18 protein-coding genes are annotated in these 20,865 nt (G+C 73.5%); 12 read left to right on the top strand and 6 right to left on the bottom strand.

What is annotated here, in order from left to right; all coding sequences use genetic code 11:
- Positions 1-127: 127 nt before the first annotated feature.
- The gene (locus IE239_RS28850) at positions 128-559 is read right to left on the bottom strand and encodes a MarR family winged helix-turn-helix transcriptional regulator (RefSeq protein WP_190152342.1); all 432 of its coding nucleotides are present in this window, start codon (positions 557-559) and stop codon (positions 128-130) included.
- A 64-nt stretch (positions 560-623) separates the two neighbouring features.
- Here IE239_RS28850 and IE239_RS28845 point away from each other — a divergent pair, with 64 nt between their 5' ends.
- Positions 624-1,385 (top strand): alpha/beta fold hydrolase, encoded by a 762-nt coding sequence (locus IE239_RS28845; RefSeq protein ID WP_190152341.1) that lies wholly within the window; start codon positions 624-626, stop codon positions 1,383-1,385.
- Between the two features lie 106 nt (positions 1,386-1,491).
- Here the strand turns inward: IE239_RS28845 and IE239_RS28840 are convergent, their stop codons facing one another.
- A complete protein-coding gene (locus IE239_RS28840; RefSeq protein WP_190152340.1) occupies positions 1,492-1,947 on the bottom strand; it encodes a hypothetical protein in 456 nt (151 codons plus the stop codon).
- 512 nt (positions 1,948-2,459) lie between these two features.
- On the opposite strand from IE239_RS28840, the gene IE239_RS28835 reads away from it, so the two are divergent.
- The 9 genes from IE239_RS28835 to IE239_RS28795 all read left to right on the top strand — a co-directional run bounded on the left by IE239_RS28835 (position 2,460) and on the right by IE239_RS28795 (position 14,658).
- Positions 2,460-3,497, top strand: a complete 1,038-nt coding sequence (locus tag IE239_RS28835; protein WP_229878370.1) for an AI-2E family transporter — start codon at positions 2,460-2,462, stop codon at positions 3,495-3,497.
- A gap of 133 nt (positions 3,498-3,630) precedes the next feature.
- Complete coding sequence (locus IE239_RS28830; protein WP_069773456.1) at positions 3,631-3,909, top strand: GlsB/YeaQ/YmgE family stress response membrane protein; 279 nt, start codon at positions 3,631-3,633, stop codon at positions 3,907-3,909.
- A gap of 345 nt (positions 3,910-4,254) precedes the next feature.
- Positions 4,255-5,364, top strand: a complete 1,110-nt coding sequence (locus IE239_RS28825; protein WP_190152338.1) for an ABC-2 transporter permease — start codon at positions 4,255-4,257, stop codon at positions 5,362-5,364.
- Between the two features lie 114 nt (positions 5,365-5,478).
- Entirely contained in the window at positions 5,479-6,687 is a 1,209-nt protein-coding gene (locus IE239_RS28820) for an RNA ligase (protein WP_190152337.1), read from the top strand.
- A gap of 2 nt (positions 6,688-6,689) precedes the next feature.
- Positions 6,690-7,604: a phosphatase domain-containing protein gene (locus IE239_RS28815; protein ID WP_229878369.1), complete on the top strand. Its 915-nt coding sequence runs from the start codon at positions 6,690-6,692 to the stop codon at positions 7,602-7,604.
- 171 nt (positions 7,605-7,775) lie between these two features.
- A complete protein-coding gene (locus IE239_RS28810; protein ID WP_190152336.1) occupies positions 7,776-9,188 on the top strand; it encodes a DEAD/DEAH box helicase in 1,413 nt (470 codons plus the stop codon).
- 318 nt (positions 9,189-9,506) lie between these two features.
- Positions 9,507-12,623: an AfsR/SARP family transcriptional regulator gene (locus IE239_RS28805; RefSeq protein ID WP_190152335.1), complete on the top strand. Its 3,117-nt coding sequence runs from the start codon at positions 9,507-9,509 to the stop codon at positions 12,621-12,623.
- 83 nt (positions 12,624-12,706) lie between these two features.
- Entirely contained in the window at positions 12,707-13,369 is a 663-nt protein-coding gene (locus IE239_RS28800) for a M15 family metallopeptidase (RefSeq protein WP_190152334.1), read from the top strand.
- A gap of 167 nt (positions 13,370-13,536) precedes the next feature.
- On the top strand, positions 13,537-14,658 hold the full coding sequence (locus tag IE239_RS28795; RefSeq protein WP_190152363.1) for a C40 family peptidase: 1,122 nt from the start codon (positions 13,537-13,539) through the stop codon (positions 14,656-14,658).
- A 166-nt stretch (positions 14,659-14,824) separates the two neighbouring features.
- On the opposite strand, the gene IE239_RS28790 is transcribed toward IE239_RS28795, so the two are convergent.
- From IE239_RS28790 to IE239_RS28775, 4 genes are all read right to left on the bottom strand, one after another.
- Entirely contained in the window at positions 14,825-15,238 is a 414-nt protein-coding gene (locus IE239_RS28790) for an STAS domain-containing protein (protein WP_190152333.1), read from the bottom strand.
- Complete coding sequence (locus IE239_RS28785) at positions 15,235-16,320, bottom strand: cobalamin B12-binding domain-containing protein (protein ID WP_190152332.1); 1,086 nt, start codon at positions 16,318-16,320, stop codon at positions 15,235-15,237. Before IE239_RS28785 ends, IE239_RS28790 begins: the two co-directional genes overlap by 4 nt.
- The gene (locus tag IE239_RS28780; protein ID WP_308435433.1) at positions 16,320-17,897 is read right to left on the bottom strand and encodes a PP2C family protein-serine/threonine phosphatase; all 1,578 of its coding nucleotides are present in this window, start codon (positions 17,895-17,897) and stop codon (positions 16,320-16,322) included. Before IE239_RS28780 ends, IE239_RS28785 begins: the two co-directional genes overlap by 1 nt.
- A 542-nt stretch (positions 17,898-18,439) precedes the next feature.
- On the bottom strand, positions 18,440-18,799 hold the full coding sequence (locus IE239_RS28775) for a MerR family transcriptional regulator (protein WP_190152330.1): 360 nt from the start codon (positions 18,797-18,799) through the stop codon (positions 18,440-18,442).
- A 591-nt stretch (positions 18,800-19,390) separates the two neighbouring features.
- On the opposite strand from IE239_RS28775, the gene IE239_RS28770 reads away from it, so the two are divergent.
- A complete protein-coding gene (locus tag IE239_RS28770; RefSeq protein WP_190152329.1) occupies positions 19,391-20,227 on the top strand; it encodes an alpha/beta fold hydrolase in 837 nt (278 codons plus the stop codon).
- Positions 20,220-20,783, top strand: a complete 564-nt coding sequence (locus IE239_RS28765) for a TetR/AcrR family transcriptional regulator (protein ID WP_190152328.1) — start codon at positions 20,220-20,222, stop codon at positions 20,781-20,783. Before IE239_RS28770 ends, IE239_RS28765 begins: the two co-directional genes overlap by 8 nt.
- The last annotated feature ends 82 nt before the right edge of the window (positions 20,784-20,865 follow it).

Raw genomic sequence — 20,865 nt, 5'->3', positions numbered from 1 at the left:
GACAACCTCCCATCGGTTGCCGCACCTTCTTCCCCGGATCTGCACGACGTCACCTGAGGCAGCCGTTTGGCCTGGTGGACGACGTCCCGCGGCGCGCCGGTCCGTCGTCCCGGGTCCGGCGGTGCGGTCAGCCCGCCCGGCCTTCGGGCCGCGGCCCCTCGATCTTCAGCAGCAGACGCAGCAGCGTCTCCCGCTCCGGCTCCGTCAGTTGCCCGAAGCACTGCCGGAGCACCGAGTCCGCCACCTCGTGGCCCGCGTTCAGCACCCGCTCCCCCTCGGCGGTGAGGTGGTGCTCGATGCGCCGGCCGTGTCCGGGGCGCCGGTCCACCAGCCCCTGCGCCACCAGCCGTCCCGCGAGCGTGCCGAACGCCTGCTCGCTCTGGAACGTCGCCGCCGCCAGTGCGCGCGCACTGGCTCCCGGTGTGCGGCCGATCGCCCGGAGGGCGTCCCACTGGGCGAGCGTGCTGCCGACCGACGCGAGGCGGCTGTCGAGCGCCCGGTGCTGGCGGTACTGGACGGCCTTCACGGCCCTTCCGAGGATCTGCGGTTCAACGGCCATGCCGGCCAGGCTAGCACCTCAACTAAACTTGCTTATATAAACATCCTTAGTTAGGGTCCTCGTCATGACTTCGGAACTGACGCTCACTGAATCCGGCCCCGCCGCCGGCCGCCCCGTCCTCGTCCTGCACGGCGGCGGCGGTCCCTTCACCGTCGCCCCCGTCGCCGAGCACTTCGCCGCGACCGCACACACCCTGCTGCCCACCCATCCGGGCTGGAACGGCGCCCCCCGGCCCGCCGACCTCACGACGGTGGGCGGTCTCGCCGCCGTCTACCTCCGCCTGCTGCGCGAACGCCGCCTGTCCGACGTCCTGGTGATCGGCTCCTCCCTCGGCGGCTGGATCGGGGCCGAGTTGGCCGCAGCCGACACGGAGGGCCTGGTCAGCGGGCTCGTCCTGGTGAACGCGGTCGGCATCGAGGTCGACGGCGAGCCGGTCCGTGACTTCTTCGGCCTCGACGCGCGGGGCGTCGCCGAGCACGCCTACCACGACTCCGAGCGCTTCTACGTCGACCCGGCGACCGTCCCGGCGGAGCGGCTCGCCGGCATCCAGGCCAACATGGCGTCCCTGCGCGTCTTCTCCGGCGGCCCCGGCATGAGCGACCCCGCTCTGCGCCCCAGGCTCGCGGCCGTCACCGCCCCGACCCTGGTCGTGTGGGGTGAGAGCGACGGCATCGTGACCCCGGCCTACGGCAAGGAGTACGCCGCGTCCTTCCCCGACGGACGCTTCGCCACCGTGCCGGAAGCGGGCCACCTGCCCCATCTCGAGCAGCCGGCGCGGACGTTCGCCCTGCTCGACGCCTTCGCCGCGGAGACCGGCCGCCGCTGAGACCGGCCGCCGCCGAGACCGTGAGCCGCCGACGCGGAACCGCACGCCGAGGCGCCGCCGCACGTCGTCGCCGGGCGATCGAACGGCCAGGACGTGTCGCAGCGGGTCAGCAGGCGTCGTACTTCCAGGCGTCGCCCTCCAGCGCCCACGGCTGCGCCTTCCGATCGAACTCGGGCAGCCCCGTCACCTTGTAGGTGGCACGGCCCGTCATGCCGGACACCTCGGCCTGGACGTCGCTCACCGCATGGTCCTCGCCGTGCTCGGCCGACGCCTGCTTCACGACGTCGGCGTACGAGCCCTTGGCGACCTTCTTCGCGCAGCGCGTGGACAGCATGCTGTACGCGGTGTCCGCGTCGCCGGCGAAGTAGGCGGCGGTGTAGACCGCGACGGCGGCCTTGAGGTCGTCGCCCTGGTGTGCGGCGGGGACGCTGACGGTGGGTTCGTCGACCGGGGCGCCCGAGTCATCGGCGGCCGGGCCGTCGTCGCCGGACCCGGACGAGGAGCAGGCGGTGAGCGCGGCGAGGAGCAGTGCCGCCGTGACGATGGTGACGCGGGTGCGCATGATGTGTCCCCCCTGGACGCGGTGCCTGAGCGAGCATGGTGCCACGGCGGTCCGGGCCCGGGCGCGGGGTGAAGCGGGTTCGGCGGAGGCCTGTGACCGGGCCCGCACAGGGATGTGACAGTCGGACGGCTTCGGCTCGCCGCACGCCGCCGACGCGCTCGGCACGCTGTCCCGCCCCTGCGCCCGGCTCGAGGACTCCGGTCTCGTCCACCGCCGTCGGCAGGGAGGGCACGTCGTGGTCCGTCGCACCCAGCGGGTCAGTGAACTCCTCCACCGGCTCACTCGCCGAGACCCGAGGCGGACGAACGCCCAGGACGGCTCCCCTGCCCGCCCCCGGCCGCCGCTCGTCGGGCGAGGCGGCGGCCCGCTTCACCCGACCGGTACCGGCCTTCGGGGGAACTCCGCGTCGGCGCCGCGATCGCCAGGCCGACCGGTGGTACGGGCATGGGGTGTCCACACCCCCGGATCGCCCCGCCTCGCCGCCCGGACGCCGAAGCGGCACGGATCCGCGCGTGCCGGACCTGCTGCGGACGGCGGCCGCGTACGCCTGGCGGATCATCGCCGTCGGCATCGTCGTCCATGTCGCCTTCTCGCTGCTCGGGCAGTTCCACCAGATCGCCGTCGCCGTCTTCCTCGGTCTGGTCATCACCACGGTGCTGCGCCCCGTGGCCGGCTTCCTCGCCCGGTTCGTGCCCCGTCCGCTCGCGGTGGCCGCGGCGCTCATCGGCGGCGTCCTCCTCGTCCTCGGTGTGCTGACGCTGGTGGGTGAGTCCGCGGCAGGTCAGCGTGGCGGGCTGCAGAAGGAGTTCGCGGCGGGCGTCGACCGGATCGAGCGTCAGCTCGAGGGGCCTCCCTTCCGGCTCTCGTCGCACGCGTTCGACGATCTCCGGTCCCGCATCGGCGAACTCCTGTCCAGCCACCGCTCCGCCCTCTTCAGCACGGCGCTCAGCGGGGCGAGCCGACTGGTGGAGGTGGTGACCGTGCTCGCCCTGGCCCTGTTCTGCTCGGCCTTCTTCACGCACTCCGGGGACCGGCAGTGGCAGTGGGTGTGCGATCAGCTCCCCGCCGGGGGACGGCGGAACTTCATGGTGGCGGGCCGGGCGGCCTGGCGGACCTTCACCGGGTACACGCGCGGCATCCTGCTGGTGGCGGCGACCAACGCGATCCTCGTGGGCGTCGCGCTGTTCGTTCTCGGGGTGCCGCTCGCCGTCCCGCTGGCGTTGCTGGAGTTCGTGGCCGCCTTCATCCCCCTGATCGGCTCGCCGATCGCCCTGGCGATCGCGGCCGTGGTCGCCCTCGCGGCGAAGGGGGTCTTCATCGCCCTGCTGGTGGTGATCCTGATCGTGGTCATCGGCCAGATCGAGGGTCATCTCCTGCATCCCCTCGTGATGAGCTGGGCGGTCCGGTTGCACCCGGTGGTGGTCGCTCTGGCCGTCGTGGGCGGAGCGGTCGCGGCCGGGGTCGTCGGCGCCGTGGTCGCCGTGCCGCTGGTGGCCGTGGTCTGGTCCGTGTACCTGGCGTTGCGAGGTCCCGCCGACGCCGCGCAGTGACGGCAGCCCCGCGCGAGCGGCCGAAGATCTTTCGCCGTCCGGTCGACGACTCGGGAAAAGAGACGTTTGCACGGGCGCGGACGGTGCACACGTGAGCTGACACCGTTCTTACAAGACGAAGCGGAGACGCATCATGGGCATCATCGCGTGGATCATCATCGGCCTGCTCGCCGGCGCCATCGCCAAGGCCTTGATGCCGGGCAAGGACCCGGGCGGCATCATCATCACCATGCTCATCGGCATCGCGGGCGGTCTCCTCGGCGGCTGGCTCGGCAAGGTGATCTTCGGCGTCGACTCCATCGACGGGTTCTTCGATCTCTCCACCTGGATCGCCGCGATCGTCGGATCCTTCATCCTGCTCGCCCTCTACCGCCTCGTCACCGGCAACCGGCACTCGCACCGCCACGCCTGACGCACGGACGTCGCACGCTCACGGGCATCCGGACGGCTCCCCCCTGTTCGCAGGGCGGGAGCCGCCGCCGTGAACGGCCCTCCGCCCCGGAACAGACGCGAACAGGCGCGCCGTCGCCGAGCCGGCGTCCGGCGAAAGCGCGGGAGCCGCGGGGTTCGAGGATGTCAAGGCGTCAGGACTCCCATGACCGTGGACGGGGCGACGGTCACGGTGGCGGGCGGACGGAGGACGTAGGCCGCCGCGCCGGGAGAGGGACGCCGTGGACGCCGTCGTGGGCGTCGACGTCCCCACCGGCGCCGGGCGAAGCGGAGCCACGGATTCATCTGCCTGTGCGATCATTCGCCCGTGAACGCACCCTCCAGCCCTTCACCGGCCGTGGCTTCAGCCGAGGACGGCGCCAAGTCGCCCGGATTCGCAGCAGAGTTCAAGGACGCGGTCACGCTACGGGCCTTCGCGCTCGTGCTCGGGGGCCTGCTCGTCCAGCTCGCCTTCGTCGTGTCCTACGTCGGGGCCTTCCACTCCCCCACACCGCACCGGATACCCGTGGCGGTCGTCGCTCCGCAACAGGCGTCCGCGAAGATCGTCGCCCAGCTGGACGCACTCGCCGGCGCCCCCGTCGAGGCGACGGCGGCGCCGAGCGCCGCGGCGGCCCGGCAGTGGGTCCTCACCAGGAAGGCGGACGCCGCCTTCCTCTTCGACGCCACCGGCGCCCAAGACACCCTGCTGGTCGCTTCCGCGGGCGGGCCGTCGGTGTCGCAGACCGCCGCGCAGATCGCGCAGAAGATCGAGACGTCGCAGAAACGGCAGATCACCGTCACCGACATCCGGCCCCCGAACGCCGGGGACGGGCGCGGCATGACCTCCTTCTACCTCGTGCTGGGCTGGGTGATCGGCGGCTATCTCACCGCGACGATCATGGGCATGGCGGCCGGTTCCCGTCCCGCCAACCGTCAGCGCACCGTGATCCGCCTGGCGGTACTCGCGCTGTACGCGGCCGTGTCGGGAGCGGCCGGAGCGGCCGTCGTGGGACCGGTGTTCGACGCGCTCGACGGTCACTTCTGGGCCCTGAGCGGCATCGGCGCCCTGGTCGTCCTCGCCTCGGCGGCGACCGCGCTCGCCCTGCAGACCCTGCTGGGCCTCCTGGGCACGGGCGTGGTCATCCTGCTGTTCGTGGTGCTGGGCAACCCGAGTTCCGGCGGCGTCTACCCGGCGCCGCTGCTCCCGTCGTTCTGGAGCGCGATCGGACAGCTCCTTCCGCCGGGAGCGGGGACGACCCTGGTCCGCAACACCGTCTACTTCTCCGGCCACGCCGTCACGCAGGCGCTCTGGGTGCTCGCCGCGTACGCCGTGGGCGGCACGGTGCTCGCCTGGGCGGCGTCCTGGCGCAACGAACGCCGGTCCGCCGCCGCAGCCGGGGAGACCGAGACGCCGTCACAGCCCCTGCCGGCCGGCTGACGACGGGCCGAACACTGCTGTGACCTGTGCCTCTCCCGGGCTCCCTGCGAATAATCAGATGTCTCCGGGCCTTCTTGCACATGACAATCAGGGACCGGCAAGGGGAGGAACACCATGAGCCAGGCCTACCTGACTCTTCATGAGCTGCTGCCGCCGCAGGAGTTGGCGGCAGCGCTCGACGCGGGGCACGTCACGCGCAAGGCGCACCCGGAACTGCCGCTGTCGATCTACACGTACACGCGGGTGTGCCAGTACGAGCGGGTGTGGAACCGGGTGACCGTCCGTTGCCGCGGGCTGGTGGCCGACGACGGCACCGGCGAGATCGTCGCGCTGCCGCTGCCCAAGTTCTTCAACGTCGGTGAGCACGAGGCCGGTCAGCCCTACGCGCCCGGCCTCCCCGACGAGCCGTTCGAGGTGTACGACAAGGTCGACGGCAGCCTGGCCGTGGTCTTCCACTACGCCGGCCGGTGGCGCGTCGCCTCCAAGGGCTCGTTCGTCAGCACCCAGGCAACCTGGGCGCAGCGGCTGCTCGACGGCAAGGACACGTCCGCTCTCGTCCCCGGGGTGACCTACCTCGCCGAGATCCTGTACCCGCAGAACCGGATCGTCGTCGACTACGGCGAGCGTCGTGACCTTGTGCTGCTGGCCGCGTTCGCCAAGGACGGCACGGAAGTCGCCCTTGCCGACGCCGCGCCGCACTGGGCCGGCATCGGCTCGGTCGTCACGGTGTGGCCCGCCGTGCCGCTGGCCGAACTGCTGGCGATGGCCGAGGCCAACCGGCTGCCCGGCGGCCGGGAGGCCACCGGGACCGAGGCCGAGGGGTTCGTGCTGCGCTTCGCCTCGGGCGTCCGGGCGAAGGCGAAGCTCGCCGAGTACGTGCGGCTCCACAAGGTCCTCACCGGTGTGAGCGAGCGGGACGTCTGGCGCGGCCACGGCGTCCAGCGGTTCGCGGGCCTGCCCGCCAAGCAGGTGGCCCAGGTGCTCGGCTGCTCGGCCGAGGACATCGACGCCTCCGGTGGCCGCCCCCTGGAAGCGCTCCTGGAGCAGGTGCCCGACGAGTTCGACGCATGGGTGCGCGGCATCGTCGCGGACATCGAGAAGCAGGTGGCCGACCGTGAGCGGGCGATCGACGACGCCTTCCGGTCCCTGGCGCCGCTCGCCGGCGACCGGGGAGCGTTCGCCCGCGCCGTGGGGGCGCTGCCCGAGCCGGCCCTGCGCCCCGCCATGTTCCTGCGCCTGGACGGGCGTCCGACCGAGCTCGTGACCTACCGTTCCGTCCGGCCGGAGGCGTCCGACCCGTTCCAGACCGACGAGGAGAACTGACCGTGCCCGTAGTACACGTCATGACAGGCCTGCCGGCCTCGGGCAAGACGACCGCAGCGCGCAGGATGCAGGCGGAGTCCGAGGGCCGCATGCGCCGGGTCAACCTCGACGACCTGCGGGCGATGCTCGACGTCCCCGCCCCCGAGCGCGGCCGCTCGTACGCGCACGAGCAGACCGTGCTGGCGATCCAGGACGCGGCGGTGCGGGCGGCCGTCGACGACGGTTTCGACGTCGTGGTGGACAACACGCACATGACGCCCCACATCCCGAAGCGGCTCAAGGCCGCGGTGGCCGGGCAGGCGGCCTTCGTCGTGCACGACTTCACCGACGTTCCGGTGGAGGAGTGCATCCGGCGCGACGCCGCGCGGGAGCGCCCGGTCGGCGAGGAGATCATCCGCCTCCTCGCCGACAAGCACGCCGCGTCCAGGCGCGGCGGCTGGCGGCTCACCGCGGAGTGGTTCAACGACGAGCCGCCTGTCGAGCCGTACACGCCCGACCCGGCGCTCCCGTCGGCCGTCATGTGCGACATCGACGGCACCCTCGCCCTCCGGGGCGCGCGGGGGCCCTTCGACTTCACCCGCTGCGAGGAGGACCTGCTCAACGAGTCGGTGCGCGGGGCGCTGCGCTCCTTCCGCAGTGCCGACGGCGACGTCGTCGTCCTGCTCTCCGGCCGGGGCGAGGAGCACCGCGGCCGGACGGAGGCGTGGCTGCGGGCGCACGAGGTCCCCTACGACGAGCTGTGGATGCGCGCCGCCGGTGACGGCCGCCGGGACGACGTGGTGAAGGCCGAGCTCTTCGACCGGCACGTGCGCCACCGTTTCGCGGTGCGGGTCTCCCTCGACGACCGCGACCGGGTCGTCGCCGTATGGCGCCGGATGGGCCTGCCGACCTGGCAGGTCAACTACGGCAGCTTCTGACCGGCGCTGCTCCCACGGCTCCCGGGAGTGCGGACGCCTCGGCGTGCGGACGCCCGGGCGCCGGTACGCGGGCCGCTGGTAAAGTGGGGGCACGCTTCGACACCGCCGGGGCCCGTACCGAGGGGTACGGGCCCCGGCGCGTTCCGGGCGTCGGACCAGGAAGGCTCCCCCATGAACGCGCAGCTGCCGGAACCCGGACTCCCGCAGGCCGGCAGGATCCGGCGGTCGACGACTGCCGACGACGATCCGTCCACGCCGGACGCGGTGTCCCCCGGCCTGCCGCCGGCCGTGTCCTTCGACGCGCTCGGGCTGCCCGCGGCGTTGGTGGAGACGATGAACGGCCTCGGCGTGACGGAGCCCTTCCCCGTCCAGGCGGCGACCCTGCCCAACGCGCTGGCCGGCCGTGACGTCCTCGGGCGGGCCCGGACCGGGTCCGGCAAGACGCTCGCCTTCGGCCTGGCGCTGCTCGCGCGGACGGCGGGCCTGCGGGCGGAGGCGAAGCGGCCGCTCGCGCTGGTGCTGGTGCCGACCCGGGAACTCGCCCAGCAGGTCGGCGAAGCGCTCGCGCCGTACGCGCAGACGCTGAAGGTGCGGCTGGCGACGGTGGTCGGCGGGCTGTCCATCAACCGTCAGCAGGCGCAGCTGCGGGAGGGCGTCGAGGTGGTCATCGCCACGCCGGGGCGGCTGACCGACCTGGTGTCCCGGCGCGACTGCCAGTTGAACCGGGTACGGATCACGGTCCTGGACGAGGCCGACCAGATGTGCGACCTGGGGTTCCTGCCGCAGGTCTCGGACCTCCTGGCGCAGGTCCCCGCCGACGGGCAGCGGCTGCTGTTCTCGGCCACGCTCGACCGGGGCGTCGACCGGCTGGTGCGCGAGCACCTGCACGATCCGGTGGTCGTGTCGGTCGACCGGATCGCGGGCTCGGTCGCCACGATGGACCACCACGTCCTGAACGTCCACGCCGCCGACAAGTACGCCACCGCCACCGAGATCGCCGCGCGCGACGGCAGGGTGCTGATGTTCCTGGACACCAAGGCCGGCGTGGACCAGTTCACCCGGCATCTGCGGGCGGCCGGCGTCCGGGCCGCCGCCCTGCACAGCGGGAAGTCGCAGCCGCAGCGCACGCACACCCTCGCCCGGTTCAAGGAGGGCGAGATCACGGTGCTGGTGGCCACGAACGTCGCGGCACGCGGCATCCACATCGACGCGCTCGACCTCGTCGTCAACGTCGACCCGCCGGCCGACGCCAAGGACTATCTGCACCGGGGCGGGCGCACGGCGCGCGCCGGGGAGTCGGGGCGCGTGGTCACCCTGGTCACCCCCGACCAGCGGCGCGACGTGAACCGCATGATGTCCGAGGCCGGCATCCGGCCCGCGGTCACGCAGGTGCGCTCCGGCGAGGAGAGGCTGACGGCCATCACGGGGGCGAAGCGCCCGCCGACCGAGGCGAAGACCGGCAACGCGCCCTTCCGCGGGATGGGCACCCGTCCGGGCCGCCCCGCCAAGGAGTCCCGCAAAGCCGCCGAGGCCCGCAAGACGGCGGAGGCCCGGGCCGCGGCCCGGGTGCGCAAGAGCCGCTGACTCCGCGGGCGGCGGGCCCGTCGACGCCCGGCCCGAACGGTGTTCTCGGGCCGCCGCACTCGTCCGGCCGCCTCGCGCGCGCCGTTCCTCGGACGAGCCACCCGTCCGGCGCGCACCGATCCGGCCAACTGCCGTCGGGGGCGGGAACCGACGGGCCGCCGTGTACGCCCCGGCGCCCGGCCCGCGCGAGGGCGGGTGCGCTTCGCCGCACCGTACGGATCCGGCCAGGCGGCCCTGCGCCCGGCATCCTCCGGAAGACGCCCGTCGATATCGTTGGCGCGCTCCGCGGTGCGGGAACGGTACAGCGATCGGGGACCCATGCTCGAGGTATGTCTACTCGGTCCGGTCGAGGTGTGGGAAGGGGAGCGGCGGGCCCCGCTCGGTGGGGTCAGGCCGCTGGCCCTACTGTCCGCGCTCGTCGTCCACCTCGGGCAGGTGCTCTCCACCGAACGGCTCGTGGACCTCGTCTGGGACGAGCAGGCTCCCGCGACCGCCGGCGCCCTGGTGGCCACCCACGTCTCCGCCGTCCGCCGTGCGCTGGCCCGCGTCGGCGGGGCCGAGGCGATCCGCACCCGGCCGCCCGGCTATCTCGCCGCACTCGAGCCCTCCCAGGTCGACGCCCGCCGGTTCGAGCAACTGCTCACGGCGAGCCGGGCGTCGGCCACGGGCGGCCGCCCGGACGAGGCCGCCGACCTGCTGGCCTCGGCGCTGGGCCTGTGGCGGGGGCAGGAGGCCCTCGAAGGCCTCGGCCAGCCGTTCGCCCGGATCGAGGCGGCCCGGCTGGCGGAACTGCGCCTCGTCGCGCAGGAGGAGTCCTTCGGACTGCAGCTGACGCTGGGACGCGCGGACCGGACGATCGCGCCGCTCCTCGCGCACGTGGCCGCCCATCCCCTCAGGGAACGGCCGCGGGGCCAGTTGATGAGGGCGCTGTTCCGCACCGGCAGGGTCTCCGACGCCCTGCGCACGTACCAGGAGGGCCGCGCGGCCCTGCGCGACGCACTGGGCATCGACGCCGGTCCCGAACTGCGGGCCCTGCACCGGGCGGTGCTGACCAACGACACCGCTCTGCTGGGCACGGACGCGGGCCCGTCGTCCGGCATGCGGCCGGCCGGCCCTGCGAAGGCACGGCCGACCGGTGACGCCCTCGTGCCGGCTCCCGCGCAGGCCGTGCGGCCGGCGCCTCCCGCTCCTTCCCATCTCCCGCCCGACATCGCCGACTTCGTCGGCCGCACCCGGCAGGTCCAGTGGGCCGAGGCGCTGGTGCGCGGTGTCGACGACGCGGACCGCACCGCGCCTCCGATCGGCGTGATCTCGGGGCGCTCCGGTACCGGCAAGACCGCGCTGGCCGTGCACGTCGGCCACCGCACCGCCGCGCTCTTCCCCGACGGACGGCTGTTCATAGACCTGCGGGCCGCCGACACCGCGCCGTTGCGGCCGGCCGACGCGCTCGCCCGGCTGCTGCGGGCCATGGGCGCGGACCCCAAGGCGCTGCCCGGCTCCACCGAGGAGCTGACGGGCCTGTACCGCACGCACATCGGGCACCGGCGCACCCTGCTGATCCTCGACAATGCGGCCGGTGAGGCGCACGTACGGCCGCTGCTGCCGCCGGGTCCCGGTTCCGCGGTGCTCGTGACCAGCCGCCGCCGGCTGGTGGCCCTGGAGGGCGCGGCCCACCTGGACCTGACCGTGCCGGACGAGGAGGAGGCGCTGGAACTCCTGCGGCGCGTGGCGGGCCGGGAGCGGACCGGCGCGCAACCGGAGCGGGCGGCCGAGATCGTCGCGCTGTGCGGCCGGCTGCCCCTGGCCGTGCGCATCGCCGGGGCCCGGCTGGCCGCCCGTCCGCACTGGGCGCCGGGACGGCTCGCCGGGCGGCTGCGCGACGAACGCCGCCGGCTCAACGAACTGCGCGCGGGGGACCTGGAGTTGCGTACGAGCCTGGAGCTCGGTTATGCCGACCTCGATCCGCAGGAGCGCCGGGCGCTGCGCCGGCTCGCATTGCTCGATCTGCCCGACTTCGCGGGCTGGATCGCCGCCCCTCTGCTGGACATCGGCGCCGAGGACGCCGAGGAGGCGGTGGAGCGGCTGGTGGACTGCCACTTCATCGACGTCATCGGCGTGGACGACACGGGCCGCAGCCGCTACCGCATCCACGACCTGGCCCGTGAACACGCCCGTGAGCGCTGTCTGTCCGAGGAGAGCGCGGACCAGCGCGAGGCGGCCGTGCTGCGGCTGGTGGGCTGCTGGCTGGGGCTCGCCGAGAAGGCGGCCGCGCGCGGCCCCGGCGGCGCGGTGAGGTACTTCCCGCAGCCGGCGGCCGTGCGTCGCCTCGACTCGGACACCGAGGAGTCGCTGCTGGAGCGGCCCGCGGCCTGGTTCGCGGCCGAGCAGGCCTCGCTGCTGGCGGCGGTGGAGTACTGCGCCGGCCACCGGCTGGACCGGCCCGCCCGGGACCTGGCCGGGGCGCTGATCGCGAGTTCGGCCGCGCTGTACAACCAGTTCGACGCCTGGTCCCGTTCGCACGTCGCGGCGATCGCGGCGGTGCGCCGCAGCGAGGACAGCGAGGGCGAGGCCTGGCTCCTCAACGGCCTGGGTCAACTCTGTTACGAACAGGACGAGTTCGAGGAATCGTACGCCCGGTTCAGTGAAGCCCTGCGCCTGTTCGAGGAGCGCGGGGGCCCGTCGCAGGGGGCGGCGATGGCGCTGGCGGGGATGGGCACGGCACGGCGCGAGCAGGCCCGCTACCCCGAGGCGCTCCGGTTGCTGGACGCGGCCCTCGACCGGTACGGGCCGGACGCCGAGCGCGGCGCCCGGGCCCGCGTGCTGTACGGCATCGGGTACGTGCACCGGGAGCAGGGACGAGCTCCGCGGGCCTGGGAGGCCCTGACCGAGGCGCTGGAGCTGTACCGCGCTCAGGCCGACCGGCACGGCGAGGCGCTCACGCTGCGGTCGCTGGCCTTGTGCCACCGGGCGGAGGGCGCGCTGGAGCGGGCCGAGCCGCTGCTGCACCAGGCGCTGCGGATCTTCACCGGTCTGCGGGACACGTTCGGCGTGATGTACGCCGAGCAGTCGCTGGCCAAGGTGGAACTGCGGCAGGGCCGGCTGGAGGAGGCGGCCGAACGGCTGGGCCGGTGCCTGGAGGTGGCGCAGGAGCGCGAGGACCGGTTCGGCGAGGCGCTGGTCCTGCGCACCCTCGGCGAACGGCATCTGGCGGCCGGTGAACCCGACAGCGCCCGGGAGCCGTTGGAGCGGGCGCTGTCGGGCTGGGAGGCGCTTCGGCTGCCGCTGTGGCGGGCGCGTACGGCCTGGGACCTGGCGCAGGTGTGGACCGCGGACGGCGACGAGGTCCGGGCGCGTGCGGCGCGGGCGGCGGCGCTCGCGGTCTTCCGGGAGCTGGACTGCCGTGAGGCGCGGGAGCGGAGCGACGACGCGGAATAGCCAGGACCGGCTGCGAAAGGCCTGGTCCGGTGCTTGCAGGCAACCTGCAGAGCATTTGCAGCGACCTGGGGGACGCTTTCCCCGTGACCGACATCATCACCCTCTCGGACCCTCGGGTCGCCGCCGTCGCGGAGGACGAATGCGGTGAACCGCTGGTCGACGTGCGCGGCGGCGGACTGCGGCTCGACCACCGCCAGTCCGACGACGACGGCAGTTTCGCCCTTCTGAGGTCGGGTGCGCTGCGGCGGCTCGTCCTGGCGCAGCGCCTGCTGCCGGCCGGCGTCCGGTTCCTGGTGGTGGAGGGATACCGCCCGCCGGACCTCCAGCGGCGCTACTTCGAGCAGTACGCGGCGACGATGCGGCGGGCGCATCCCGACGCGGCGCCCGAGCGGATACGGGAGCTGGCGAGCGCCTACATCTCCCCGCCGGAGGTCGCACCGCACGTCAGCGGCGGAGCGGTCGACCTGACGCTGTGCGACCGGGACGGCCGTGAACTGCCGCTGGGCACGGAGGTCAACGCGACCCCGGAGGAGAGCGCGGGCGCCTGTCGGACCGAAGCTCGCGGCATCGCCGCCGAGGCGTGCGCGAACCGGGCGCTGATGGCCCGGGCTCTCACGTCGACCGGGTTCGTCAACTACCCGACCGAATGGTGGCACTGGTCCTACGGCGACCGGTACTGGGCGCTGCTGCTGGGCGCCCCGGCCGCCCGCTACGGCCCCGCCGCCCCGCCCCGCCCGACGGCCTGACCGAAGGGGTCCCGCTCGGGGAAGCCGGGCCGCCGCCGCTGCTTCCGTCCTCCGGCCGCGTGTCGCATCCCACGGGGGTGGGTGCGACACGCCCGTTCTCTCCGCCGTCACCGCAGACGCCGGTGACGTCACGTCGACGAAGGAAGAGTTCCTTGAAGATCACCAGCATGCGCCGCCGGACCGGCGGCGCGGTCCTGGGCGCCTCCGTTCTGGCCCTCTCCGCCTTCTTCTCCGCCCCGGCCCACGCCGCGCCCGACGCCTCCTGCGGTGTCCTCGCGCCGGGCGCGTCGGCCACCGCGCAGGCCGCCGTGTCCGCCGCCTGCTCCCAGATCGGCGTCTGGTACAGCTGGGGCGGCGGCCACGGCCCCACGCCGGGCGCCACCTACGGCTACTACGACGGCTCCGACCCCGACAGCGCGCACGACAACGAGCGCAAGGGCTTCGACTGCTCCGGTCTGATGCGCTACGCGTACTACCAGGCGACCGGCAAGGACCTGCTCAACGGCACCGCCGACGACCAGTTCCGCAGCTCGCAGGCCGCCGCCCGCTTCTCCGCCTCCCAGGGCACCGCTCCGCTCCTGCCGGGCGACCTGATGTTCTGGGGCTCCGGGCACGTCCACCACGTCGCCATGTATCTGGGCGGCGGGCAGATGGTCGAGGCCTACGAGTCGGGCACCCACATCCGGGTCGCGCCGGTCCGCACCGGCGGCGACTACGCCGGCGCGGTCCGGATCAACGGGTCCGGCACCCCGACTCCGCCGCCCGCGAACGGCGGCACGACCTTCGAGACCTGGGGCACGGGGGTGCGCACCCACTCCACGCCGAGCGTGCGCTCCTCGGTCGTGGACACCTTCCCCGGGCCGACCCAGGTGTCGGTGCAGTGCCAGGAGCACGCGGAGACGGTGTCCGCCGAGGGCTACACCAACGACATCTGGTCGAAGCTGGCCGACGGCTCGTGGCTGACGAACATCTACATCAAGGGCCCGGCCGAACTGCCCGGCATCCCGGACTGCGGCGGCAGCAGCACCCCGCCGCCGACGGGCGGCAGCAAGGCGCACCAGACCTGGGGCACGGGGGTGCGCACCCACAGCGAGCCGAACGTCAACGCCGTGGTCGTCGACTACTTCGCGCAGCCGACCACGATCAACGTGGTGTGCCAGGCGCACGCCCAGGAGGTGACTGCGGAGGGGTACACCAACGACGCCTGGTCGAAGCTGACCGACGGCTCGTGGCTGACCAACATCTACATCGAGGGCCCGGCCTGGCTCTCCGACGTCCCCACCTGCTGAGGTCGCGTGCCCGGCGGCGCGCGGAGCGGTCGCCGGGCACGCAGACGCACGTCCCGGCCGCCGTGGGAGCGCGCCGGGTGTCGCCCTCGCCTCCCGGGTCATGGACTCTTCCCACGCGCATACTGCATTCTGACGGACCGTCACAACCCGTTACGCCGGGTCCCGTTCAGGACATCGGGGCGGACTCGCCCTCGCCGATCGCGGGCGACGACGAAGGCACGCCCCGGTTCGCGGGCTGCGTGAGGTGGTCGGCGATGCCGGTGACCTGGAGCATGCGGACCAGGAACTCCGGCCGGCGATCCAGGTGGAGGCTGATTCCGGCGGAGTGCGCGCGGCGGCGCAGGCCGAGCAGGGCGGACAGTCCGCTGGAGTCGAAGGCGTTCAGCTCCGCCCAGTCCAGGTGCAGGTCGCGCAGGGTGGGGCCGTGTTCCTCGGCGTGCGCGTGCAGCGTGTCGTACATCGCGAGAGCGAAGTCGTCACTGGTGTCGTAGTCGAGGTCGCCGCGTACGGCCACCCGCAGTGTGCGGGCGTCGGCGGCGCGCACGGTCACGGAGAATTCGGTCGGCTGGTAGCGGGTCATACGGTGATTCCTGGGCCGGGAGGGACGGACGTCACGGGCAGGGCCTCGGCGGCCGTGCCGAGGAAGGCGAGTGCGCGGGGGAAGTCGTGCAGCTGCTCGGCCAGGATGCTCAGCCCGTGGACCAGGCCACGGGCGGGGACCCGGCGGGCGGTGAGGACGTCCGCGGTCCAGGCGACGAACGTGGTGAACAGCGCGTCGTCATCGACATAGAGGGCGGCGGCCAGGAAGTCCACGAGGTGGGCGAGGTCTTCGGCCGTACGCTCACGCCGGGCGGGGCTGTGGGTGCCCATGTCCGGCCCGCGCTCGTCCAGCACGGCCAGGCACTGCCTGACCAGCACCGTGCGGCTGTTCTTGACGAAGGTGTACTCCTGATCGGCCAGGTGGGGAAGATCGTCGACCTGGTGCCGCCGGCTCGACTGCGGCGCGGTGAGGCCTTCGGCGAGGCGGTCCGCCGCGGTGCGGGCGTCGGGGGCCCACGCGTCGGCCTGGATGAGGCGCGCGTAGCGGCCGCCGGGGCCGAAGGCGGCGCCGCCGACCATGACGGGGATGCCCAGGGACTGCACGGCGGTCACCGCCTTGTGCGCGGCGGGCAGATGGGTGGGGATCGACGCCGACAGCAGCACGGCCGCCGGATTGGTCCGGTGGACGTCGGCGATCAGATGCGGGGTGGGGGTGCGGGCGCCGAGGAAGTCCACCGACCAGCCGCGCCGGGTGAGGACCTCGGCCAGCAGCCGGGCGGGAAGGGCGTGCCACTCGCCGTCCGCACAGGCCACCGTCACCCGTCCTCGCGAGCCGGGCCCGGCCGCTGCGGCATGCCGGTGGGCGAGAGCGGCGACGACCCGGTCGGTGATGGCGCTGGCGGCGTGTTCCTCGGCCACGCTGATCCGGCCGGCGGCCCACTCGACCCCCACCCGGTGCTGCACGACGGCGACAACGTCCAAGAGCAGCGTCTCCTCGTCCACGCCGGAGTCGGCCGCCGCGCACACCGTCCGCACCGCCGTCGACTCGTCCCTGCCGATCACGGCGGCCCACAACCGGTCCGCCAGCCCCTCCGGTGCCGCGGAGCCGAGGCTTTCCGCCATCACCGCTCCTCCCGGCGCCTGCGCCGGTCCTCGTGCCCGTCGACGATGCGCAACGCGCCGTGGCCGCCCACGGGGTTGGTGATCGCCAGGGTCGCCAGATCGTCGTGGCGACCTTCGCCCAGCCACTGCGCCGCGATCATCTGCACGCGCTCCACGACCGCCCGGGCCGGCATCCGCGCGCACTCGCGCAGCGCCTCCTGCAAGCGGGCCTCACCGTAGAGCTGGTCGCCAAGCGGCCCGCCGCGGGCCTCGGTGATCCCGTCCGTGTAGAGCAGACACGTCTCCCCCGGCGCGAGGACGACGTCCGTGCTGCGCACGGCGATGCGGGGCAGCGCGCCCACCAGCATGCCGCCGGTGTCGGCTTCCTCGACCCGGCCGTCGGCGCGGATGATCAGCGGCGGCAGGTGCCCCGCGCTGGTCAGCCGCAGCTCCACCTGCCCTGACCGGCGACGGGCGGAGGCCAGCACGAGCGTCGCGAACCGCGTGTGGCGGGAGTGGAGCAGGGCGTCGTTGAGCAGGCCGAGGACCTGGTGGTGGTCGCCCGACAGCGGGAGGAGCGCCTGGAGCACCGTGCGGATCTTCCCGGTCAGCACAGCGGCCTCCAGGCCCTTGCCGGCCACATCGCCCAGGACGACCACCGTCTCCTTCGAGGGGTCGGCGCCGGGGTGGACGTCGTAGAAGTCGCCGCCGACGCGTTCGTGGTCCTGCGACGCCCGGAAGGCTCCCGCGTACTCCACGCCGTGCACCCGTTCCAGCCTCGGCGGCAGCAGCTCCTGCAGCAGGGTGGCCGTGATCGACGCCTGCTCGGCGTACAGGCGTGCCGCGGACAGGGCAGCGCCGGCCCGCGCCGCGAACAGCCGGGCGAAGATCTCCTCGCCGTCCGTGAACGCGCGCTGTGTGCTGGAGCGGAGCAGGATCAGCACGCCGGCCGGCACCCCGTGCCCGGGCAGCGGAGTGACGATCACCGATCCGATCGGCCGGTCGAAACCGGGAGGGACCACCCAGTCGGGGAGGTCCTCCGGGTCGATCCACCGGGTGGGGACCGGCGGGAACCCCTGCAACGCCTCCGCGAGCCCGGGGACCGATCCGGCGTCGATGTGGGCCGTCGTCTGGGTGACCGCGCGGTCCGCCTGCGCGTGGGTCAGGGAATGGCGGCGCCCTTGGGCGGGGGTGACGATGAGAGCGGCGTCGGCCAGATGATCAGCGGCCATCCGCGCTGTCACCTCGGTGCACCGGTCCACGTTCAGCGACGAGAGCAGGGCGCCGGAGATGTCCGCCAGCAGTGCCGTGCGTTCCCGTTCGCTGCGCAGCGCCTGCTCGGCGGAGCGCAGCGCGGTGTCCTCCACCAGCCACCAGACCACGTTCCCGCCCTCGCCGGGCGAGGGGTGCGCCTGGAAGGTGCGGTGCGCCACCGCGCCCGAGACGACGTGCGCGGGCAGCCCGGCCGTTCCGAGACGGCGGTGCGCCTCGGCCAGCCAGTGGGGCAGGCCGCTCTGCGCCGAGCCGTCCGCGGTGTGCCGGCCGAACAGGGCTCGGGCCGCGTCGTTGGCTTCGACGACGCTCCCGCCGCTGTCCACGAGGACGGCGGGGCAAGGGGCGTCGCTCCATGCCGTGCCGATGTCACCGCCGCGCGGGCGCTCAGAGGTACCCGGGGAAGGAATCACAAGCGGGGGAACGCACTGCGCACCCCACCACCTCTCTGCCGCTCGGAAAAAAATTGTCGTCCGGCAACCATCCCTCATCCGCTGGTCCTGTGCAATGCAGGGTCGTGATCCCCCCGATTCCCCCACACGTCCCGCGACGGAGGGTGCGCGGGCAGGAGCCTGCCGTCCGGGGGTCCGGGGCGACCTGCGCTCGTGCGGGTCAGGACGCCGCAACCGCCCCGGCCGGTCTCCGGGCCTCGCCGGGGCCGTACCCGGCGAGCACCGAGTCGACAGGGGTGGGCGTCGAGCTGGATCGACGGTCGCCACGAGGGACGCGGACATGCGGCGCCTCTCCCGGTCGGGTCCGGGGCCATCCCCGAATCGCGCAGTGTGCGCAGCGGATACCCGCGCGGGCGCGGCGCACACAGTGGGGGCGAAGGCCAGTCGGGCGACCGGGATCGGCGTCCGCCGGGGGATCAGGGCGAGGTGGAGGTCGTCGAGGTCGTCGGGTGCGGTGCGCCGTCCCGGGCGCGCAGCTGGTCGTTGATGCGCTGGGCCTCCTCGAGCTGGTCCTCGAGGATGACGATGCGGCAGGCGGCCTCGATCGGGGTGCCCTGGTCGACGAGTTCGCGGGCCCGGCCCGCGACGCGCAGTTGGTAGCGGGAGTAACGGCGATGGCCGCCTTCGGAGCGCAGCGGGGTGATCAGCCGGTGTTCGCCGAGGGCACGGAGGAAGGCGGGGGTGGTGCCGAGCATCTCGGCGGCCCGGCCCATGGTGTAGGCGGGGTAGTCGTCGTCGTCGATCGGGGCGACGGATCGGGTACTGCGAGGGGGCATAGACCTCTTCTTCCACAAGACGCGTAGGGGGGCCCGGGTGCCTTGCCGGCACCCGGGCCCCGAGCCTTCAACACCATCTGCCGGCCGACTGCGCCGGTTTTTTGTTCCGCAGGGTGCATCCGGGAGGATGCGGCTGCGGGGATCGCGGATGCGTGACCGGGGACCACCTTCCAATCCGGGGCCTGCGGTACCCGGGCGGACTGCTTCCTCGCCCGGGCGATCCTGATGGCGTGCGCTCCTTACTTTCGGTTACTCGGTTGCACTGCTGGTTACCGCGGATACTGCTCACGGCCCCGAGGGGCCGCGTCCTGCTGGACGTGCGTGCGCGGCGGTCCGAACAGGCCGCGCCTTCTTTCTCGACTTTCCGAGTACGCCAGAAACTCTAACTCTGCAGTGAGCCCATGTCTACTACCGCCACTACAGATTTTCTCCATGCCGATCAGTCGTCCGCGGCTCGGGACGCCACCTCGCCCGGGCCGACCGCCCCTCCGTGAGAACCCGCCGACACCGCCCGGAGGTCTCGACGTTGACAAGCATGGCTAACTTCATTAGCTTCTAGCTAACGCAATTAGCCTATCTCCAGGGGATGCCATGACCGAGTACCTGACCGTCGACGGCGGCACGATCGCTTACGAGGTGGCGGGGTCCGGACCCCTGATCGTGCTCGCGCACGGCATGGGCGACAGCCGCGCCGCCTACCGCGCCGTCGTTCCCCAGCTCCTCGCGGCGGGTTACCGGGTCGCCGCCGTCGATCTGCGCGGCTGCGGCGAGTCCGGCGTCGACTGGCCGGACTGGAGCCGCACCGCCATCGCCGGCGATCTGCTCGCCGTCGTCCGCCGTCTGGGCGGACCCGCCGTCCTCGTCGGCCACTCCGTGTCCGGCGGCGCCGCCACCATCGCCGCGGCGCGGGAGCCCTCGCTGATCACCGCCGTCGTCGAGCTGGCGCCCTTCACCCGCAAGCAGTCGCCGCGCCTGGGCGACCTGAGGGTGAAGCGTTTCCGTCAGGGCATGCTGCGGCTCCTCGGCACGGGCCTGTTCGGCAGCGTGCGGCTCTGGCGCTCGTATCTCGACCTGGCCTACCCCGGTGCGAAGCCGGCCGACTGGGCCGAGCGGCTCGGCCGCGTCGACTCCCTGCTGCGCGAGCCGGGACGGATGAAGGCCATGCAGGGCATGGGCCGCAGCGCCCCCACCGACGCCGGCGCGCAGCTCGGCGCCGTCCGCTGCCCGGTCCTGGTCGTGATGGGCACGCTCGACCCCGACTGGGCCGACCCGCAGGCCGAGGGCTCGGCGATCGTGGACGCCCTGCCGCCGGGCCTCGGCCGCCTCGAGATGATCGAGGGCGCGGGGCACTACCCGCACCATCAGTTCCCCGACCAGGTGGTCTCCCTGGTGCTCGGCTTCCTCCGGTCGGACGCCGCCCGTGCCTAGGGCCGGCCTCGACCCGGCCGCCGTCGTCGCGGCCGGCGCCGCCCTGGCCGACGAGGTGGGCCTCGCGCAGCTGACGATGGGGCTGCTGGCCGAGCGGGTCGGCGTGCGCACCCCTTCCCTGTACAAGCATGTGGGCGGCCAGGAAGACCTCCACCGCCGTATCGGGGCCCTGGCCCTGAGCCAGGCCGCCGACGCCGTCGGCGTCGCGGTCCAGGGGCGCGCGGGCCGGGACGCCCTGGCGGCCGCGGCGCGCGCCTTCCGCTCCTTCGTCGTGGAGCACCCCGGCCGGTACGCCGCCTCGATCGGCGTGGAACCGTCCGGCCCCGACGATCCGCTGGCCGTCGAGGGCAGGCGGCTGCTGGACGCGTTCACGGCGGTCCTGCGCGGCTACGAGATCGCGGAGTCCGACGTGGACCACGCCCTGCGCACGCTCCGCAGCCTCTGCCACGGCTTCGCCACGTTGCAGTCGGCCAACGGCTTCCAGTGGAGCGTCGACGTCGACGAGAGCTTCGAGTGGCTGATCGCCTTCGCCGACCGGGGGCTGCGCGCCGGGTGAGACCCCTGCCGCCGCAGACCGCCGCGACGACCGTCGTACGACGTTCCGCCCGTGGTACGACCTTCCGTCCGTCGTACCACGT

Source organism: Streptomyces humidus, assembly GCF_014649655.1.
Classification (GTDB): domain Bacteria; phylum Actinomycetota; class Actinomycetes; order Streptomycetales; family Streptomycetaceae; genus Streptomyces; species Streptomyces humidus.
Note: the sequence above shows the minus strand (reverse complement) of the source record. Positions and strands in the feature narration are given on the sequence as shown.

What these genes read in the sequence shown, in the direction of transcription:
- IE239_RS28795 (WP_190152363.1), top strand. Translation starts at nt 13,537, where the DNA reads ATGCGCCGCCGGACCGGCGGCGCGGTCCTGGGCGCCTCCGTTCTGGCC.
- IE239_RS28770 (WP_190152329.1), top strand. Translation starts at nt 19,391, where the DNA reads ATGACCGAGTACCTGACCGTCGACGGCGGCACGATCGCTTACGAGGTG.
- IE239_RS28845 (WP_190152341.1), top strand. Translation starts at nt 624, where the DNA reads ATGACTTCGGAACTGACGCTCACTGAATCCGGCCCCGCCGCCGGCCGC.
- IE239_RS28775 (WP_190152330.1), bottom strand. Translation starts at nt 18,799, where the DNA reads ATGCCCCCTCGCAGTACCCGATCCGTCGCCCCGATCGACGACGACGAC.
- IE239_RS28805 (WP_190152335.1), top strand. Translation starts at nt 9,507, where the DNA reads ATGCTCGAGGTATGTCTACTCGGTCCGGTCGAGGTGTGGGAAGGGGAG.
- IE239_RS28830 (WP_069773456.1), top strand. Translation starts at nt 3,631, where the DNA reads ATGGGCATCATCGCGTGGATCATCATCGGCCTGCTCGCCGGCGCCATC.
- IE239_RS28820 (WP_190152337.1), top strand. Translation starts at nt 5,479, where the DNA reads ATGAGCCAGGCCTACCTGACTCTTCATGAGCTGCTGCCGCCGCAGGAG.
- IE239_RS28790 (WP_190152333.1), bottom strand. Translation starts at nt 15,238, where the DNA reads ATGACCCGCTACCAGCCGACCGAATTCTCCGTGACCGTGCGCGCCGCC.
- IE239_RS28785 (WP_190152332.1), bottom strand. Translation starts at nt 16,320, where the DNA reads ATGGCGGAAAGCCTCGGCTCCGCGGCACCGGAGGGGCTGGCGGACCGG.
- IE239_RS28810 (WP_190152336.1), top strand. Translation starts at nt 7,776, where the DNA reads ATGAACGCGCAGCTGCCGGAACCCGGACTCCCGCAGGCCGGCAGGATC.
- IE239_RS28840 (WP_190152340.1), bottom strand. Translation starts at nt 1,947, where the DNA reads ATGCGCACCCGCGTCACCATCGTCACGGCGGCACTGCTCCTCGCCGCG.
- IE239_RS28850 (WP_190152342.1), bottom strand. Translation starts at nt 559, where the DNA reads ATGGCCGTTGAACCGCAGATCCTCGGAAGGGCCGTGAAGGCCGTCCAG.